A 17,615-nucleotide genomic window follows, 5' to 3' on the forward strand; every position below is an offset into this window, starting at 1 on the left:
AGCTCATGGTTCTATATCTTATATACCTACAGTATATAAGATTACCAATTCGGGCAAAGGGTTTAGTGGGTTCGCAAATGTTCTTGGAGGCTATTGCAAGTGGCACTTTTTCGCTTTCTTGCCGCTAAGGCAAGGACAGGGATCATTGCGCGAAACTTTAGCGACCGATTTAGGAAGATAAGCACCGTCCGTATAAAACCAGCGGCCATTATCTAAAACAAAATTAGAGTTTTCGTGCAAACAATGAAGCTTATCCTTATCCATAAAGTAAGCTTTAAACTCCACCTTGCCACTAGTTTGCTTAAACGAGGTATCAAGCACTTCCAACCGACACCAAAGTGTATTTTCTGCGCTTCGCTGATAATCTTCGACACTAGCTCCTTGCCGAAAATCAGGATGATGAGTATGAAAAATATAGTCGCCCAGTGCTAAATAAAAAGCCGAATAACGCGAGCGCATTAACTGCTCAGGACTCGTTGCTTTGCTGCGCCCTAAGTGCAAAGGTTCGCAGCAATCGTTATAAGCCCTTGGCTTTTGAAGGGCTTTATTTTGGCAAGGGCACTGCATAAATTGCTGTTCCACTAACTTTCAGGCAACTCACAATAGCCAAACATACATTTATCTTTAATTTGATCGCGGATAGCTTCCGGCAATTGTTTCTCCCACTCGCCTTGGCCTAACGGGATTTCTTCAGCAATGTGTCGGGCAGAAATATGTAGATTCTCATCATTCCAACATTCAGCGGCAACCAACAAATGGTTATCCTTTAAATGTTGCAATAAATACTTGGTATTGGGCGCGACTTCCACATTATCTAAAGTGATCAGTTGACCATTTCTGCGAGTCGGATAGACATAAACGTTAGTATTTCCAGAAAACAACTTACCCATGGCTTCTAAAATGCCACCTTCAAGCCCATCATAATATTTTTCGTTGAACAACTGATCAAAATCTAAAATACTCAAAACAATACCAATCCGGTTTTGGGTATAACGACGCATCCAAGAGCGCAACCTAAAGAAGCGCAGATAGTCCGAGATTAGGACGTTGTAACCGAGTTTATTAAGTAGATCGACTCTGGCCAAAAAACTAATGTCGTGATCATCACCATCGGTTGCTAACTCAGCCATAGTGATTTCAGCTACAGTACAGACTTTTTTCGGATCTACACCCTCTTCTTTTAAAAACTGCTGCATGGCCGACTCGGTCATATCCACGTGCACTTTTGTTGGCGGCTTAAAAGAACCCCTGATCACCATCACATCCTTTTTGCGCAATAAATTGCCCGGGACTTCCGATGCCCCTTGTGCATCAAACATCACCGCACGACAACACCAAGCACGAACCAGATGCAGGTTCATTAAACGATTTTCCACATGCGAAAATTTTTCGCCAGAGAAGTGAATTAGATCAATTTCAATACGTTTTTGCCCGAAATCATCCACCAAATTATCAAGTAATGATTCAATAAAAAGCTTAGGCTCTTCGGCATAATGAAAAGCACCATAGACCACATTAACCCCTAAGATCCCTAAAGCTTCCGATTGTTCACGATTGGTATCGTCCAGCATCCTAACATGCATTAAAATTTCACTCGGCTTAGCATTTGCTTCTGATTGAAAATGGATCCCAATCCAGCCGTGACATTCGCTCTTTTGGCTATAGCTTCGCGCCGTGACTGTTGCCGCATAGCTAAAATATTGAGTTTCTTCGGCCCGCACCTCGCCAAGGCGTTTATTCAGCAATTTATACTCATAGGCCAGCATTTGCTCCAAGCGCTCGCGACTTACATAGCGCCCAGCCTTACCATAAATATCATCACTAACCTGCATGTCATAAGCCGACATGGTTTTCGCAACTGTTCCAGCCGCTGCTCCAGCATTAAAAAACTGCCGCGCCACTTCTTGCCCAGCGCCAATTTCAACGATAGTGCCATACTGATTATTATTCAAATTAACCGCGAGGGCTTTTTGTTCGGTTGATAATTTTTTATCCTGAGTTACTTCAGTCACTGTATTACCCTTAGCTTTCGTCTGCTTTAACTTTCTTCTGCCATAACTTTAAACTGCTGTTTCAGATCGGCAATAAATTCAGCCAAAGTTTGGCTCATCAATACAAAGTCGGCATCAAAACGAGCATATTCTTCGTCCGAATTCGTATCATCATTTTCCGTAACCAACTCATCGGAATATTTAATGCTTTTGACCTGTAAGTCATCTTGAATAATAGCACTAAACTGATCTTTATAGCGGATCCCTAGCTTTTTTACCCAATAGCCATCTTCTAGCAAGTCTTGAATAATATCCGTCATCGAATCTTTAAATTTTGCCGCTCGCTCATCTTTCGGATCTTTAAGTTCAAACTGGCCATTCAGAGACCAATCACTTGGTAACGACGATAATAACCACTGATTCATAATCGCTGCTGGATTTTCTTCGCCCATTAATTTAACGGCGCCAAGCGAGCCCAAAGAATCGATCAACAGTTGCACAAAGGTATCCGCTTGAGCATTCGAGCCAACATTAACGACTAGTAATTGATGGCGCGGATCAAGATAGCCCAAAAGGTGACTCGACTTAGTTAACGCTTTTGGCTTGAGTAAACTTAAAATATCATCTTTGAGCGCTGTTTTTTCTTTACCGTACACCTTGCGTCCTTCTGCGCTTTCTATCGCTTTGACCCTTTCTTCAAGGCTCTCTTTGAGCATACTGGCGGGGATCACTTTTTGCTCTTTGCGCAGACACAAAAGATGGCAGCCATTGGCACTATGAACCAGCGGTTGTAAGTGTCTATTAAGCGGAGAAACCCAGCCGACAGCCTCAGAGTCTTGGCGTCCAACACTCATAAAGCGTTTGGGTTCAAGCTTTTCCATTAAACTATCGGCGGTTTCACTAAATTCTTGGGGTAATTGGTAGATATGGCAGTTTCGGAACCACATAGTTGCACTTCAAATTGAGTATTAGAGATTATTGACTGGTATTATCGCTAAAAACCATCCCATAAAACAGCCGTGCCGAGATAAATTTTCAAAATATCACGCTCAAACCTTTAAATCGGAGCAATCATCCCAAAGTAGGTAACTCGCACACAATTTGAGATAGACTATGTCCACAGCAGATTTTTCCAGCACAGAAGCCAAAGCGTCTTACGGTATTGGCTTACAAATGGGCCAGCAAGCCCACGGCGCCTTCGAAGGCGTAACCCTAGATGCATTGGTCGCGGGTATCCAAGATGCCTTTAACGCCCAAGCGCCGCAAGTCGACGGCAATGATATCAATGCCGCCTTCCAAGAAATTCAACAGCGCCTGCAAGCCAAGCAAGCCGAAGATGCCGAAAAGTTCGCTGCTGAAGGCCAAGCTTTCCTTGCCGAAAACGCCAAGCGTGATGAAGTAACTGTATTAGACAGCGGTTTGCAATACGAAGTGATTGAAACTGGTACTGGCGAAACTCCAACCGCCGCAGCTACGGTAAAGACCCACTACGCAGGTACTTTAATTAACGGTAAAGAGTTCGATAGCTCTTATCGTCGAGGGCAGCCTGCAGAATTCCCCGTTGGCGGAGTGATTAAAGGTTGGACTGAAGCATTACAATTAATGCCAGTTGGTTCTAAATGGAAATTGTATATTCCTTACGATTTAGCTTATGGCGCGCAAGGCGCTGGTGGCGATATTGGCCCTTATCAGGCGTTGGTTTTTGAAATTGAGTTACTGGATATTGTTGCTTGATTTTTTTGTTGTAAGACTAAAAAGCCCTTTATATTAAGGGCTTTTTTTTGATGTTTTTGAAACGTTGAATTATTGACCACCGGTTTCCAGTTCTTCAAGCATCCGTTGATTTTCCAGTTGCGCTTCAATATAGGCTTGCTCGGCAACTTTAGCTCTGGTTAGGTAATCTTGGTAAGCTGGTATGGCTATTGCCGACAATATGCCTAGTACCGCCATCGTCTGCACACTACCACCAGCATGCAATAGATCCATTGGCCCTTGCTCAAATGTTAGCTCTGCCGCCACTTGATGATCGGTTGAGTCGATTTGCATACCTAAAGCGCCGTAATCAGAAAAACCCAACTTATCGGCTGTTGGCAGCGCCATAATATCCAAATCTGCACCCGACAACTCAACCAGCATCAACAAAATTTCCAAATAGCTATGATAAGCATTACGCGATAAATCTTTAAAAGAGCCAGTTGCCACAAACAAAGCATTATCAATTTGTTGTCTCTGCTGTTTAGCAAGCCAATGGCCTATGTTAGTCTTAGCGCCCTTGTTCAGCCGCTCAATTAATGGCTGCGGGATTGAAGATAAGAATAAGTGGTTATCTTCTTCGATCCAAAACAGGTGGCTGTCCATAGTGCTTAAAGTTTGCAACATAGCCTGATTAGGCGCATTCGCTGGGAATTGATCAGAATTTAGAAACTTAAAGCTTAAGTGATGGATCTGATGACCAGCTTGCTCGCGAAGATGGTAGCTACCATAACCCGAAGCTTCTAGACGTTGAATCAAGGCTTGAAGCTTTGCCTTATCTTTCAAGCGCAGTGCTAAAAAAGGGCCAACCGAGTCTCTAAAATATATAAGCTCAGGCCCCAATACCGAAGTCGCATCTGCAAACGTCATGCCTAGCGCCTCAAACGATGATTTATCCAAGTTTTGCAAAATTTCTTGGCTGGATAACTTCGAATTACTGGCGCTACTAGTTCGCTCAATAATTTTCACCAACTGCTCGTAACTGGGGATTGATAACAATGCAAAAGAGCTCGGCTGACCAACGCTGTTAATGCTTAACTGATTGCTCACAGCCGGTAAAAATTCGCGAATGCCGACGTGCGGCATATCAAGAATTAGGCGCAAACGACTTTTATGGTTAGCGGTACCGTAACCCAGCGCCAAGGCATTAATCTGCTCTAGCTGTAATTCCTTTGCCATTCTCAACTGGCTTGGTGGAACCATCATTTCCAAAATCGGCATCAGCTCCTTACCATTGATCCAAGCAAAAAGCCCCTGACCACTCGTATCAATTTGCGCTTGCAAGGTCTGCAGGTCGTGTTTGCTATTATTTTGCGGCTGATTTGGTTTAATTTGCTGTGCCGCACCTTTGAGGCTATTCAAATCGAACATTCCTGCAAACAAGCGGAACTGACCAGTGGCAGCATCAAACTGGTAATGAACATTCGGGCCTTGCAAAGATAAGGCTCCAAAGCCACTGTTATCCATCGGCGCCAACTCTGTTACGGATGGAATTTGCTTAATTAGCCTAGAAAAACTGGCCTGAAATGCTTCACGACTTTCGAAATCAAATTGAGTAGCCAATACCAGAAGCGGCATCACCTGACCAGGGCGCTCTTGCAACAAAGCCATTTCCAGCGGTGCTCGCGTATGTTGTAACCATAAGGTTAGCGCTTCTTTCGCCGAATGGTTCAAAGGCATAATGAAATTTTTCATCACTGCAGTTTGAATAGCCTGCACCTGCTGATTATGGGCGGCATTAGACTGGGCAAATTCAAAACCATTGTCTTGGCCAGAAGTTAAAAACCAAGGATTGGGCAAGCGAACATACGCTAATGCATTGGCAGGCAACTGTTGGTGTAGCCAAGCGGTTTGTAGCAACTGTTGTTTTTTTATCTGCACTGCGGGCTTTTTATCTTCGCTGCAAGAACTGATAAAACCAATCAGGGGAAGGCTTAACAGCAAGCTTAATGTTATTCTTTTGAATAGTATTCTGGTTTGCTCTTTTTTAGTATTCATTATGATCCTTGTGTTTTCTTGTTGTTAGTGATTCTATAGCAGCTTACTTATAAATTGAACTTATAATCAAACTATCGCACTAAAATACAAATATTAACCATAAAATCCTATGAAAATTACTCGACTTGGTATCATTTTAGCAACTGTCTTATTGCTGCAATCTTGCGGCTTAAAATTTTGGTATAACCGGCTAGATTGGTTAGTCAGCTGGCAAGTCGATGATTTTGTTGAGCTAACCAGCGAACAAGAAGATCAGCTAGAAGCCTTAATCCGACAAAAGCTGCAATGGCACCGCAGCACTCAGTTACCACTGTATGCCGACTTAATTGATCGGCTTATTAACGACATACGCAACAATAATCTCGAAGCCCACTACGATACCTATCGCAACAGCTTTATTGAGTTCTACCACCACTTAGGCGCAGCTCTAGCCGACGATCTTATTGAGCAGATAAGGCAACTTAGCGATCAACAAGTGGTGGAATTAATACGCAATTTAAATGATGAAGCCAGTAAGCAGCTTAAAAAGTATAAAAAAACTAAGCCAAAAAAGCGTTTAGCCAAGCTGCGGGATAATATTGAAGATGGTTATGAAGATTGGGTTGGCTCCTTGACTAAAGAGCAAGAAAGTTTGATCAAAGACTGGGTCGAGCAGATGCAACCAACGGCTGAGCTGCGTTTTGACTATGGCAATCGCTGGCGGGTAGCACTTGATTATGCGCTCCACGCAAGGCAAACAGAACAAGGCCAAGCGAATCTCAAGGAGTTAATTCTTGAACCGCAAACCCTACAAACTGAAGAGCTCAAACAACGGTATCAGCTTAATCGAACACTGGAAAAAGAGTTTGTGTTGAAACTTTTTTCTACCATTACTAAAAAGCAGAAAAAACGCTTTATTAACAAACTAGAAGACTATAAAGAAGATTTTATAGAGCTGCATCAAGAAGATTAACTCCAACGGTTAACAAGCATCATTAACAAACGCCACTAACAAATCACTTTATAATAACTTTCAAAAACCAGCACTTAAGTAATTGTAAGCCAATGAAATTAGGATGGCTAAACCAAAACTAAGCAAACTACCAATCAAGATATATTCGGTTAACTTACGATCGTGGGCTTCTTTAAGATCGCCAAAGCGAAAAACCGACTTGGCGGCCAATAAAAATCCAACCCCTTCCCAATGGTTGGTAACCAAAAATACAAAAATAAATAGCCTTTCCAAAATGCCGATATAAGTACCAGCATTAGCCAGTGAATGTTCGCCGTCATAAACATTAAGCGGCGCCCAGCGTGAAATAAAAACCTTAATGATGATCGAAGATACTTGCGTTAATAACAGCAGTGCTAGCGCCAACAACCACCAAGACTCTGCGGTTAAATCTACTATTGGCAGCGGTAATTCGCGGTAATAATCTACCACCCAATAAATCAACAACAAGTGCAATAATTGATCAGCGACAAACAAGGTGCGGTAGTTGAATATACTGGTAGGCTTATGCTTTTTAAGCCAACCATTGGCGTAAGACTTCAAACCATCAATAAAGTAATGGCTCACCACCAATACTAAAAAACCCAACCAATAATGAGGATCAAAACTTAAAACCAACGCGTATAAAGCAGCATGAACCAGCGAGTGATACACTAACTTAAGCGAGCCGAAAGCCTTTTGTTCCTTATCCCTAACCCAACTTAACGGCTGCAACAAAAAATCTGCCACTAGGTGTGCAAACAACAGTTTAAACAGTAACAGCATAGATCCCCTTCTTTAATATTTTTATTTATCTATCCGCTTATTTATACCCGTTTCTTAATTACAAAACCATGATCCAATAGGCGTCTGCAATAGCTTTCCATCGCCATAATCGTTTCAAAACCAGCCCTATCGAGCCGTTCGCTGACACGACTTTGCGGAACTTCTAGCGCTTTGGCGATTTGTTGTTGGGTTGCATTCGGCATTTTTAATGCCATAGCTACCGTTTGCGCGCTATGACCATTCCAACGATCCATTTGCAACGAAGCCAGATCCAAATACAGATTAAGCTGCTCATCAAGTTCCGACCAAGGCGTTTTGATCGCTAATCTACGCTTTTTTAGCTTATCGAACAACAAGCCGGAACTTACAAAAGCCTCACCACTCGATTGGGTTAGCGGCTCAGCCACAAAGCCCTGGTCGCCGACTCCAATCGCCATTCTCAAGTCCAGTTCATTAAAGCCCAAAGCCCGAACTGCCGCTTTTAAGCTAATAGCGCAGAGAAGGGCTTTAGCAGGCGTATCCAGCTTTAGCTGAAAGCTGTCTCCACGAAAAATCTGCCAATCGGTTGGACTTTGTCCCCAATTGGCAAGCTCTGCTTTCAAAGCTTTATGCCAAAGCGGCTGCCCGCTATCCGCAAGCTCGATTTTGCGCGAATTCACCAGATCGGCGGTGATAACCGCGATAAAATTTTGCGTATTCATAACAACATTATACTTATAAATTCGTATATTTCAAATTATACACTTTAAAATGTATTAATTTAAATATACACTAAAACCCGGCCTAACTTGGTTAGCGACAAGAATGGGGATAACTGTAGGAATACGAGCAATTTTGTCCCTGTTGGCGTAGTCGTTGCATTTCCGTTAATCGCTGTTGATATTCGTCACACCAAATACTGCGGCGAGAATTGCCGTTCGCATTGATTTTTTGCAACAAGCTCTTAGCACGACCAACTAGCTAGCGGCACTGGGGGGTTATTGGTGGCCACCAACCGCTCCTTACCGATAGCACCACGAGTGCCTGAATGATAGCGATAGCGCGGTTGCTGGTTACGTGAAGCTTTACTTAGAGACTTTCTCCGCTGCTTTGTTCGAACAACATTAATCTCGGTGTAGCCCGATTCATCTAAAGGTTTATGTTTGTAGGGACGATTGTGAGGCTTTTGATTAGAAACAACTAGGCGTCCTTGGTTATCTTTGAATTGATACACATAATGTTGAGCCTGCTTGCTGTTCGAGTTTTTGCCGGAATGAGCTTTATTAGATCCCGCTGGTGCTGAGTTCCCTTGGTTTGTCAATTTTTGTGGTTTGCCATCAACTGCTAAAACTTTAGTACTTAATGGTCTACCTTGCTGATTTGAAAAGCTTGGTTCTTGTTGCTCAAAGTCTTGAAAAGTTAAGAAGCCGATAAAAAGCAAGCAAATGACCATACCGAATGCCGCGCCCATCAAATAACGCATAAGAAGATCCTTATTGAATTTTTATAATCAGTATGATTCTACTTTAATCATGCCCGTGGTATTTTTCAAGCAAGAAAAAAGGCGACCTAAGGTCGCCTCAAATTAAACTACAAAGTTTTATTAATAGTATTTTTTACTGGATTATTTTAGCTCTAGCACTGCCATTTGCCTTTGATCACGCAGTTGTAGATTACGCAGTTCAAAGGGAGCTTTTAGCCCTGATTTAGCAAGTAAGGCTTGATCAAAGTTCATCTGAATCAAACCATAACCGGCGGCCAAGTCAGAAGCGCTGTGAGTAACCATCGCTGGAACTTTAACACCTTTGTTATTAGTAGCGTAAAGCACCGCCCTAACTTCATAACGGCCATCTTTAAAGGCTCGCACAGGGATACTGCTATGCAAACGATTGCCGCTAGCGATAATGTTAGGCTTACTCATAGCAAGCTTAGCGGTCTTATCTGAATAGGCAAAAGCCACACGCGCTTCACGCAGAATCTTTTGTCCATTAACCATCGCTTCTACTTGGGTCTCCAAGGTCCACAATTCGCCAGGACGGTTAGCGCGCTGCATACGCAAAGGCAGCTTGGCCTGTCCTTGTTTGTTGAAACTTACTGGCAGTACTTGTCCTGCTGGCGAGCGTAACAGTCCCTTAATAGAAGCCAATTGATGCGCCTTGCCCTGCTGCCACATCTTAGCGTTGACGCTTAGCACCTCATTTTTTAGATAAGCACTTTTATCAGCAGTTAAATGCAGCTCTGTATCGCTATCCTTTTCAAACACATTCAGCTTATAGCGGGCATTGGAAGCCAAGTTTTGCTGTGTCTTAAGTTGGAATTGACCTTTACCCATTTGTTTGGCAATTTTAAAACCGGTCGTTCCGCGCTGGAAACCCATGCCAGTTTTTTGCATCGTTTGGCTGTCCACTAAAGTTTCAAAGGCCGAGCCTCGATCAAATTGGATTTTGTTAAGACCATTACCGCCTACCACCAAGCTCAACTGATCCGGCTCAACTGCGCTAACACCGTCAAAAGAAGAAATTCGCACTAAAGCACCGGGGGCACTGGTTTTTAAGTTAATACCACGCTTAAGCTCTTGCCCCGTCACTTCCATACTGAACTCACGGCTTTGTGCATGAGCCTGTTTACTGGAAAAATCCATCACTTGATTAGCTTTCACAGGGAAACTAAAACTGACGGATTTTTGCTGAGCAAAATTTAAGCCTGGAATGTCAAAATCAAAACGCGGCTCGAAATCACGAAGGTAATTTTCGCGCACAAAACCTCGAGCAGCAGAAGCTTGATTGACTGAGTTTCGATTTACGAAGTTTTGCGGTTGTTTGATCGATGCCGCCGGCTTTGAACTAGCACTAGGCTTGTTAAAATCTCGCTTTTGAAACTCTACTTCCAGATCTTCTCGTTCCGTGTAATAGCGATCACCTGCGTAAGCACCCAAACCCAAAGATACGGCAACGGAAGTCGATAATAAGACAGCTTTCTTTATAATGTTATTCATGACTGACTCCTAGATTCTATTGCGTAAAAATACGTCTAAATTGAAACACTTACGACGAGATTGGTTATGGCTCAAAGGCTCACGACCTCTGGTTTTCGACTTATCACGGAACCACAAGGCGCCGGCAGCTTCTTGCGAACTACAGTTTAGGAATCCATCAGAGCACGAATCTAGCCAATTTTGAGTAAACTCTAATCCGACATTCAAGGTATAACCGCCGCAATAACTATCGCTATCCCAAAATGCAGAATCCACATCAGTGCCAACCACATTGACAAAAGACTTTGGTAACGATGGACGACCAGCAGTACCTAACAACCAATTTTGATTGTAATAAGCCATCCAAGATTCCTGCTGCTGCTTAACCGCGTCAGACTTATAACCCAAAAGCCAACCCACCGCTTCTTCGAACACGTTACCATTGGTAGCAGCGTCCGCCAGCGGAGTTCCTGCACTAGAAGCAGCTAAAGCAATCACTTCAGAAGTTTTATTAATGATATTCGGATAACGACTATCCCAAGTTGGATTTGACATGATCCAACGCACAATATTGCCGCCGTTGGAGTGAGTAATCAGCTTCATCGAAGTGATATTTTTTGTATTGATAAAATTGGTTAATTGATCGGCCAAACAACCCGAAGCTTGCGAATCCCACATAAACTGCTCGAAATCACAATTAATAACCACATAGTTGCTCGGATTGGGTAAACCTTGAATAACCGACTGAATCATTGGCCCTTGCCAATAATCGTTATAAGCATCGGTTTGCTTACCAGTTCCATGAATAAACGCGACTCCTTGATTCGCTTGCACAACCCCCACGCAAGCAAATACGGCGAATGCTAAAAGCTTTTTGAGCATAAGTACCCCCAGTTGGTGAATTATTATGAATGCTTCCAATCTTTTATTAGATTTTCTAAAGCGATACTGGTTATACCACTAATTTTTCTAATTGTAAAAAACAGCTGTTTAAAACAAGCAAAGTTTAGCGCACGATCACTTCCATGAACCAAAATAAAAAATTAATCTTTAATAAACAAAAACTTATAGCACCAAGAGAAATTCTGATGTTTTTCTTTCAGCCAGTTTAAAACTATCTTTAAAGGTAGGCTCGAATCTGGAACGCCTATAAATCTAATTGATTAGCAAATAATGCTCAGCAACCCAGATTTTATGAGGATAAGAATGATAGTTAGCGCAAAACTTTGTACTAAGGTAAATTTTTTTACACATCATGCGGCTTTATGCTCGGGGCAATCTAGCCGTAATAGTTCCATTTTCATGCTTTTTTTCAATAGCTGACATCGAAATTCTTGGCCATTCGCCAAGGGCTCAAAAAACTGGCAGCTATAGCACATTCTTGAAGGTATTTCGCCTATTGCCTGAAGTGATGACAGCAGTTGGGATAGGTTGCGCCAGAGTTCATCCACTTGTTGATCGCTCAGGGGTTTGAGCGCTGCATTAAATGTCTCGGTAACATGATTCAGTTGCGCTAGAGTTTTACGTCCTGCGGCCGTGAGGTTTATCGCGTAAGAGCGCGAGTCCTGTTTATTTTGAACTTTACTAACCAATTTTTTGCCGATAAGTACGCGTAGCGAGTCACTGACAGTTCCTTTAGTCACCGCTAACTCATTAGCCAATAAAGTAGTAGTACAAAGCCCTTTTGCTTGAAAACCGATCAGCGTTATCATCTGGATTTGCAATGCGCTCAATCCAGACAGCCCCACCTGAGCTTGTAATACCGTGCGAAAAATGGTCGAGAGCCTTTCAATTCCCGCGATCACTTTGGCTCGGTTACTCTCTATCTGTTCATTGGGTTCAAAAGCATTGTTCATATCGAAATCTGTTTGTTAAGCCAGCCACTAATTTAAAGTATTACTCAATAAAGGCTAGCTGTCACCTGACCCTTTGATTATCGACATTAATTCTAGCCCCAAGGTCAAATCATCAAGATGCCCAAAATGATGAATTTGCAACTGCGACTGAGCATCGATGACCAGCAAACTTGGAGTGCCTTGCAGTCGATAGCGCTGCATGGTTTGCGGTATCTTATCAAGCTCCCCATTTGAATTTTGGTGAGTATCGATAGCAATCGGAAAGCTCAGTTTATTTTCATAAGCAAAGGCTTGAAGAGTTGCAGGATTCTGTGCCGCATGATGCTCAAACACACTGTGCAAACCCATGATCTGCACAGTGTCGCTTTGGGCAAACTTATCCTGCAAACGCTTAGCCTGAGGCAGGCTATACTGAACACAAGCTGGGCAAAGCATCTGAAACGCATAGATGACCATAACCTTACCCGCCATAGCTTTAATCGTTAGTGGCTTGGAACTATTTAACCAACTCTCTACCCAAAACTCCGGAGCTTGCATCGTTACCGCCTATTTCACTGTTCCTGGCAAACTTAAATCTCCCGAAGCTATGTCCCAAACGTCTACGATACACAGTAAAGGCGCATGAACCTGTTGATTAACGCGCAATGCCGATGTGACGCTGTCAAAGTTGAAATTGGTATCGCCAAGGATCTTAGCTACTGGCACCTTTACCAAAACTTCACTTTCCACTAGAGAAAATTCAAAACCTGGGCTATCGATAAATAGCGGTAATCCCGGCCAAGTCTTTGGCAATTTTGGCTTAGTACCTTCTGGGATATCCTTGACCTTCATACCCGCTGCTCCACAGGCTTCATCCTTAGTGAGCACCACCCAATGGCTATGCCACTTATCACCATCATTGGTTAAGTTGCCATCACCGTCTTCATCGTACAAAGGGGTATCATCGAAATCAGGATGAACGGTTAACGCCAAAGCTAAGATACCCTGCCCCTCTTCAAAACCAACCGCGCTACTATTAAGACTGGTCGGCCAAACATAGCTATAGACATCGGCTCCTGCCAATGCGCCTTTGGCACTGGGCTTTACCGAGCCAGCGATTCCGGTTACAGCTTGTTGAAAAACTAAATAGTCACCTTGACGCTCTACTTTGGCGTGGATCAGATCAAACGCCGTTTCAATATCCTTATTTTTTTCGGAAATAATATGACCATGATGGCTTTGACTAGCGCAAGCGCTTAACACTGGCAACATCAAGGCAGAAGCTATTACCACAAGAGTTTTCATTACAGACACCTACCAATTAATTTAATTTGGAATCCAAACTATATGAGTTATGGCGGCACCTGTCAACTAATTTGGGATCCAAATTAGTTACGCAAAATTGTACGGCGTAATCTTCTAAGATGATTCGAATGTCATAGCAGAGACTGGGCGAATTAAAACCCTATAGCTCAGGTCCAATAGTCTTTCAGCATTAAAACACTACCAAGCCGATGCAAGATCCAGTATCCTTTGTTAGCTTTCGAATTAGCCAACGACTAATGATATTGAATGAATGACTCTTTAAGTTTTCTCATTGCAGACGACCATCCGCTGTTTAGACAGGCTTTACAGCAAGTGTTGCTGCAAAAGTTTTCAGCCTCTAGCGTGCATGAAGCCAGTAATTTTGAAGAGGTCTTGAACCATTACCAGCAACATAGGTCAATTGATTTATTATTGCTGGATCTTTCTATGCCTGGCAATAATGGTTTGCATTCGGTAAAAACCCTACTCGAAAAGCGCCCAGAAGTTGCGGTTTTGGTGGTCTCTGCGAATACTGATCTGGCACTAATTCAACAACTTCTACAGCTAGGGATCAACGGTTACGTTCCAAAATCATCTTCTTTTGAGGTTATCGCAGAAGCCATTACAGCGGTCTTAAATATGCAAGTTTGGTTACCGCAAGAAATCGCGCAAGAGTTACGCAGTTCGCAAGTCAGTCCAGCGAATCCAAACTTACTCGATCAGCTAACCCCGCAACAACTAAAAGTATTGGCTCTAATCGCTGACGGTATGCTGAATAAGCAAATGGCTTATGAGCTTGGAGTTCAGGAAAGCACCATTAAACAGCATGTTTCAGCCATTTTAAAAAAGCTCAACTTGGTCAATCGGACTCAGGCGGGTATTTTCTACAAGCAACAGCAATTTGACGACTAAAGCTAGTCCAGCATCTAAATTTAGCGTGCTACCCAGCCGCCATCCAAAGTAATGGTTTGGCCGGTAATATTTTTTGCTGCAGGCTCCATTAAAAACTGACAAGTGCCCGCCAATTCATCAAGACCAATAAATTTTTTCTTCGGCATCGGCTCTAACATAATGTGTTCAATCACTTCCTGCTCAGAAATGCCATGTTCTTTGGCTTGGGCTGCGATTTGCTTCTCGACTAGAGGCGTTTTTACGTACGCCGGACAAACCGTATTGATAGTAATGTTATGCTCAGCAGTTTCCAGCGCCACCACCTTGCTAAAACCTAGCAATCCATGTTTGGCCGAAACGTAAGCACTTTTAAAAGGCGAGGCCACCAGCGAATGGATCGACCCAATATTAATAATGCGACCAAAATCATTCGTTTTCATGCTTGGTAAAATGGCTTGCGTTAAACGAGCAACACCCACTAGCATCACGTCCAACAGAAATTGCCATTTATCCATCGGAAAATCTTCCAGCGGCGCTACGTGTTGGATACCCGCATTATTAATAAGAATATCTACCGATCTGCCTTGCAAATCCGCTAACAGCTGCGCAATACTTTCAGCTTGAGTCACATCCAGTGCATACCCCTTAGCTTCACCACCCTTACGACCAATCTCCGCGGCCGTTTCCTGCGCTGCACTTTTCGATAAATCGGTGACCAAGATCTGATAATTTTGTTGTGCCAAGTGCTCGGCAATGCCCTTGCCTATGCCGCTAGCACCGCCGGTAACCAATACGTTTTTCATAACCTATGTCATTATCAATTGTGTATATTTCAATAGCCCTATCTTAGCAAATCGATACCTTTTGATATGCACTACTAAAGTATTAGTTGTTACTCGCTTTATCGCCTTAGGAGTAAGTTATAATGCCTTAATAAACGTAAAAACTTGAGAGTCATCAATAACAATGAAGCTAAAATTTTTATCAAAAAACTCTGCATTATTGAGCAGTTGTTTGCTCGCCTGCTTAGCTTTAAGCGCCTGCCAAGATAATCAAAACCAAACCGAGCTAGCTGAAAAATCGAAAATAACAGCCAGCAAAGCAGCTACCTCAAAACCAGCTTTCAATAGCCAGCGACCAATTCATTATGTGTTTAGCGAGCAGCAAAACTCAGAATTCGATTTACTAAGTGCCGGTTTATCGCTAGCGCAGCTGCGCTCAGTAACGCCACCATCACTGGCCGATTCTGAAAAGCCTTCTCCTCTTGAATTACGTCAACTAGCTTATTACCACAATATCCGCGCCTTGATGGACTTAAGCGCAGCAGGAGGTTTTAAAGATAGCTACGGTTTAGCCGCAAGCGACAAGCTTTATGGCGATGAATTTTTAACTTATTCCAGTGACAAAAGCGGCCAACTCGAAGCCACTTATTTGGTGCAGATCCCTGAAAACTTTAACCAGCAACAAGCTTGCCTAGTGGTCAGCGCCTCTTCTGGCTCGCGAGGCATTTATGGTGCCGTTGGCGTGGTGGGCTTTTGGGCATTACACAAGGGTTGTGCTGTTGCTTATACCGACAAAGGTACAGGCAGCGGCTTTTATTTTCCGCAACAACAAGCAGGCTATGATATTCAAGGCAATTTAGTTAAGCTTGCTCTTAACCCTTCAGCGGATCCTAACAAAATTTGGCAACCACCCTCGCCCAAACCGTCTAACTCACCTAACTCAGAAAGTGCTCTCAAACCCAGCAATCAGGATAAGAAACAGCCAAGGGTAGTTGCCACCAAACACGCTCACTCAAAAAGCAATCTGGAAAAAGATTGGGGACAATTTGTGATTAATGCCACTCACGCGGGGCTGTATTTTTTGAATCAACACTTTCCAGAGCAAAATTATAAGCCAAACAATACCCTAATCTTAGCAGCAGGGATCTCCAATGCTGGCGGTGCTGCTTTGCGTGCGGTCGAGCTGGATCGGCAACAGCTATTCGATGCAGTAGTCGTTGGTGAGCCAAACCTAGCACCCGCTCTTAATCACGATTTAATCATTGCAGATCAGACGTCACAATTTATAACACAAGGCAAGCCACTGCTTAATTACAATGCAGATATTGCTTTATACCAAGGCTGCGCCTTGCTTTCGCAACATTATGCAAAACACAGTTTTGCTATGTATATTCAATTTAACCAAGCACAATTTGCTGCTCAATGCGGTTACTTAAAACAGCATGGCTTGATTTCAGGAAAGGATATTAGCACCCAAGCCGAGCAATCTTATCAGGCACTTATTAAGATTGGCTTATTACCGCAAGCGCTCGATTTTCTGCCCGTTGGCACTTCCATCAACCTATGGAACGCCATCAACGCCACCTACTTTAACGCTTATGCCAAAGCAGATTTTACCCAGCCTATTTGCGGTAGCCATTTTGTTATCGATAACACTAAATTTAATGCTCAAACTCAAGCCAGCTTATTCGCTACCAGTAGCGGTGTGCCGCCAACCGCAGGAATTAATATTCAATGGCCAACTCAAATATCCGATACTGATTTTGATTTATCGCCGGTTTATCAAAGCGATCTATGCTTTAACAAAACCCTTAAGCCGAACTTGCCAATAGCAGTAGCAACCGACTCGAGTGCAAAAGCTAAAATCGAAGCGAGCTTGCAGCAAATTACCGCCACTGGAGACTTACAAAACACACCCGCCATTATTATCCATGGCCAAGCGGATGGATTGATTCACGTTAACCACAGCTCCCGCGCTTATCTAGGATTGAATTATCGTAAAGAAGCAGCAGCAAGCCAATTGCGCTACTATGAGATCGAAAACGCGCACCATTTCGATGCTTTTAATGCGTTGCCCGCCTTGCAAAGTCGCTATGTACCACTTCACACTTATTATGAACAGGCACTGGATCTGATGTGGCAACACTTAACCCAAGGTAAAGCACTTCCAGCTAGCCAGCGAGTCGCAACCCAAACTCGACAACTAAAAGATGGCGCTATCGAAGCTTTAAGCATGGAACATACTCCGGCCATCAGCGAAAAGCCTAAACACCCTATTTTAGTGGATAAAGAAAAGGTGAGTATCCAATAGGATCCTCACCTTGTTTCAGCGCTGATAGGAGATCGAAAGCG

17 protein-coding genes are annotated in these 17,615 nt (G+C 43.2%); 4 read left to right on the plus strand and 13 right to left on the minus strand.

All coding sequences use genetic code 11. The features are described 5' to 3' along the window. Nucleotides 1–90 precede the first annotated feature (90 nt). Genes NFS34_RS00350 through NFS34_RS00360 form a run of 3 tightly spaced genes read right to left on the minus strand, consistent with a single transcriptional unit; the run spans nucleotide 91 to nucleotide 2,938 of the window. The gene (locus tag NFS34_RS00350; protein ID WP_251357850.1) at nucleotides 91–582 is read right to left on the minus strand and encodes a YchJ family protein; all 492 of its coding nucleotides are present in this window, start codon (nucleotides 580–582) and stop codon (nucleotides 91–93) included. Then, the gene (locus NFS34_RS00355) at nucleotides 582–2,012 is read right to left on the minus strand and encodes a TonB-dependent receptor (protein WP_251357851.1); all 1,431 of its coding nucleotides are present in this window, start codon (nucleotides 2,010–2,012) and stop codon (nucleotides 582–584) included. The genes NFS34_RS00350 and NFS34_RS00355 overlap by 1 nt, the downstream gene beginning before the upstream one ends. Before the next feature lie 26 nt (nucleotides 2,013–2,038). After that, entirely contained in the window at nucleotides 2,039–2,938 is a 900-nt protein-coding gene (locus NFS34_RS00360; protein ID WP_251357852.1) for a recombination-associated protein RdgC, read from the minus strand. A gap of 166 nt (nucleotides 2,939–3,104) precedes the next feature. On the opposite strand from NFS34_RS00360, the gene NFS34_RS00365 reads away from it, so the two are divergent. Beyond that, a complete protein-coding gene (locus NFS34_RS00365) occupies nucleotides 3,105–3,725 on the plus strand; it encodes an FKBP-type peptidyl-prolyl cis-trans isomerase (RefSeq protein ID WP_251357853.1) in 621 nt (206 codons plus the stop codon). A 69-nt stretch (nucleotides 3,726–3,794) separates the two neighbouring features. On the opposite strand, the gene NFS34_RS00370 is transcribed toward NFS34_RS00365, so the two are convergent. Further along, nucleotides 3,795–5,741 carry a hypothetical protein gene (locus tag NFS34_RS00370; protein ID WP_251357854.1) on the minus strand — a complete coding sequence of 649 codons (1,947 nt, stop codon included), beginning with the start codon at nucleotides 5,739–5,741 and terminating at the stop codon, nucleotides 3,795–3,797. 109 nt (nucleotides 5,742–5,850) lie between these two features. Between NFS34_RS00370 and NFS34_RS00375 the strand changes: the two genes are divergently transcribed. Beyond that, nucleotides 5,851–6,693: a DUF6279 family lipoprotein gene (locus tag NFS34_RS00375; protein ID WP_251357855.1), complete on the plus strand. Its 843-nt coding sequence runs from the start codon at nucleotides 5,851–5,853 to the stop codon at nucleotides 6,691–6,693. A gap of 60 nt (nucleotides 6,694–6,753) precedes the next feature. On the opposite strand, the gene NFS34_RS00380 is transcribed toward NFS34_RS00375, so the two are convergent. The 8 genes from NFS34_RS00380 to NFS34_RS00415 all read right to left on the minus strand — a co-directional run bounded on the left by NFS34_RS00380 (nucleotide 6,754) and on the right by NFS34_RS00415 (nucleotide 13,590). Then, nucleotides 6,754–7,497: a DUF3307 domain-containing protein gene (locus tag NFS34_RS00380; RefSeq protein WP_251357856.1), complete on the minus strand. Its 744-nt coding sequence runs from the start codon at nucleotides 7,495–7,497 to the stop codon at nucleotides 6,754–6,756. 41 nt (nucleotides 7,498–7,538) lie between these two features. Further along, on the minus strand, nucleotides 7,539–8,198 hold the full coding sequence (locus tag NFS34_RS00385; protein WP_251357857.1) for a transcriptional regulator: 660 nt from the start codon (nucleotides 8,196–8,198) through the stop codon (nucleotides 7,539–7,541). Nucleotides 8,199–8,440: 242 nt separating this feature from the next. Continuing rightward, complete coding sequence (locus NFS34_RS00390) at nucleotides 8,441–8,959, minus strand: hypothetical protein (RefSeq protein ID WP_251357858.1); 519 nt, start codon at nucleotides 8,957–8,959, stop codon at nucleotides 8,441–8,443. 141 nt (nucleotides 8,960–9,100) lie between these two features. Then, nucleotides 9,101–10,471, minus strand: coding sequence for a DUF4785 domain-containing protein (locus tag NFS34_RS00395; protein WP_251357859.1), 1,371 nt, complete (start codon nucleotides 10,469–10,471; stop codon nucleotides 9,101–9,103). A gap of 9 nt (nucleotides 10,472–10,480) precedes the next feature. Continuing rightward, nucleotides 10,481–11,332: a hypothetical protein gene (locus tag NFS34_RS00400; RefSeq protein ID WP_251357860.1), complete on the minus strand. Its 852-nt coding sequence runs from the start codon at nucleotides 11,330–11,332 to the stop codon at nucleotides 10,481–10,483. A gap of 371 nt (nucleotides 11,333–11,703) precedes the next feature. Further along, complete coding sequence (locus NFS34_RS00405) at nucleotides 11,704–12,306, minus strand: MarR family winged helix-turn-helix transcriptional regulator (RefSeq protein WP_251357861.1); 603 nt, start codon at nucleotides 12,304–12,306, stop codon at nucleotides 11,704–11,706. A 54-nt stretch (nucleotides 12,307–12,360) separates the two neighbouring features. After that, complete coding sequence (locus NFS34_RS00410; RefSeq protein ID WP_251357862.1) at nucleotides 12,361–12,843, minus strand: redoxin domain-containing protein; 483 nt, start codon at nucleotides 12,841–12,843, stop codon at nucleotides 12,361–12,363. A gap of 9 nt (nucleotides 12,844–12,852) precedes the next feature. Continuing rightward, nucleotides 12,853–13,590 carry a hypothetical protein gene (locus NFS34_RS00415; RefSeq protein ID WP_251357863.1) on the minus strand — a complete coding sequence of 246 codons (738 nt, stop codon included), beginning with the start codon at nucleotides 13,588–13,590 and terminating at the stop codon, nucleotides 12,853–12,855. A 267-nt stretch (nucleotides 13,591–13,857) separates the two neighbouring features. On the opposite strand from NFS34_RS00415, the gene NFS34_RS00420 reads away from it, so the two are divergent. Then, nucleotides 13,858–14,502 (plus strand): response regulator transcription factor, encoded by a 645-nt coding sequence (locus tag NFS34_RS00420; RefSeq protein ID WP_251357864.1) that lies wholly within the window; start codon nucleotides 13,858–13,860, stop codon nucleotides 14,500–14,502. A gap of 20 nt (nucleotides 14,503–14,522) precedes the next feature. On the opposite strand, the gene NFS34_RS00425 is transcribed toward NFS34_RS00420, so the two are convergent. Continuing rightward, nucleotides 14,523–15,284 carry a 3-hydroxybutyrate dehydrogenase gene (locus NFS34_RS00425; RefSeq protein WP_251357865.1) on the minus strand — a complete coding sequence of 254 codons (762 nt, stop codon included), beginning with the start codon at nucleotides 15,282–15,284 and terminating at the stop codon, nucleotides 14,523–14,525. Between the two features lie 163 nt (nucleotides 15,285–15,447). Here NFS34_RS00425 and NFS34_RS00430 point away from each other — a divergent pair, with 163 nt between their 5' ends. Continuing rightward, on the plus strand, nucleotides 15,448–17,574 hold the full coding sequence (locus tag NFS34_RS00430) for a D-(-)-3-hydroxybutyrate oligomer hydrolase (RefSeq protein WP_251357866.1): 2,127 nt from the start codon (nucleotides 15,448–15,450) through the stop codon (nucleotides 17,572–17,574). Nucleotides 17,575–17,615: the final 41 nt, after the last annotated feature.

The sequence above is a fragment of the Kangiella sp. TOML190 genome (assembly GCF_023706045.1).
Lineage (GTDB): Bacteria > Pseudomonadota > Gammaproteobacteria > Enterobacterales > Kangiellaceae > Kangiella.

Excerpts from the sequence above, each read along its gene's own strand:
- NFS34_RS00360 (WP_251357852.1), bottom strand. The coding sequence starts at position 2,938 with ATGTGGTTCCGAAACTGCCATATCTACCAATTACCCCAAGAATTTAGT.
- NFS34_RS00365 (WP_251357853.1), top strand. The coding sequence starts at position 3,105 with ATGTCCACAGCAGATTTTTCCAGCACAGAAGCCAAAGCGTCTTACGGT.
- NFS34_RS00370 (WP_251357854.1), bottom strand. The coding sequence starts at position 5,741 with ATGAATACTAAAAAAGAGCAAACCAGAATACTATTCAAAAGAATAACA.
- NFS34_RS00375 (WP_251357855.1), top strand. The coding sequence starts at position 5,851 with ATGAAAATTACTCGACTTGGTATCATTTTAGCAACTGTCTTATTGCTG.
- NFS34_RS00380 (WP_251357856.1), bottom strand. The coding sequence starts at position 7,497 with ATGCTGTTACTGTTTAAACTGTTGTTTGCACACCTAGTGGCAGATTTT.
- NFS34_RS00385 (WP_251357857.1), bottom strand. The coding sequence starts at position 8,198 with ATGAATACGCAAAATTTTATCGCGGTTATCACCGCCGATCTGGTGAAT.
- NFS34_RS00390 (WP_251357858.1), bottom strand. The coding sequence starts at position 8,959 with ATGCGTTATTTGATGGGCGCGGCATTCGGTATGGTCATTTGCTTGCTT.
- NFS34_RS00395 (WP_251357859.1), bottom strand. The coding sequence starts at position 10,471 with ATGAATAACATTATAAAGAAAGCTGTCTTATTATCGACTTCCGTTGCC.
- NFS34_RS00400 (WP_251357860.1), bottom strand. The coding sequence starts at position 11,332 with ATGCTCAAAAAGCTTTTAGCATTCGCCGTATTTGCTTGCGTGGGGGTT.
- NFS34_RS00405 (WP_251357861.1), bottom strand. The coding sequence starts at position 12,306 with ATGAACAATGCTTTTGAACCCAATGAACAGATAGAGAGTAACCGAGCC.
- NFS34_RS00410 (WP_251357862.1), bottom strand. The coding sequence starts at position 12,843 with ATGCAAGCTCCGGAGTTTTGGGTAGAGAGTTGGTTAAATAGTTCCAAG.
- NFS34_RS00415 (WP_251357863.1), bottom strand. The coding sequence starts at position 13,590 with ATGAAAACTCTTGTGGTAATAGCTTCTGCCTTGATGTTGCCAGTGTTA.
- NFS34_RS00420 (WP_251357864.1), top strand. The coding sequence starts at position 13,858 with ATGAATGACTCTTTAAGTTTTCTCATTGCAGACGACCATCCGCTGTTT.
- NFS34_RS00425 (WP_251357865.1), bottom strand. The coding sequence starts at position 15,284 with ATGAAAAACGTATTGGTTACCGGCGGTGCTAGCGGCATAGGCAAGGGC.
- NFS34_RS00430 (WP_251357866.1), top strand. The coding sequence starts at position 15,448 with ATGAAGCTAAAATTTTTATCAAAAAACTCTGCATTATTGAGCAGTTGT.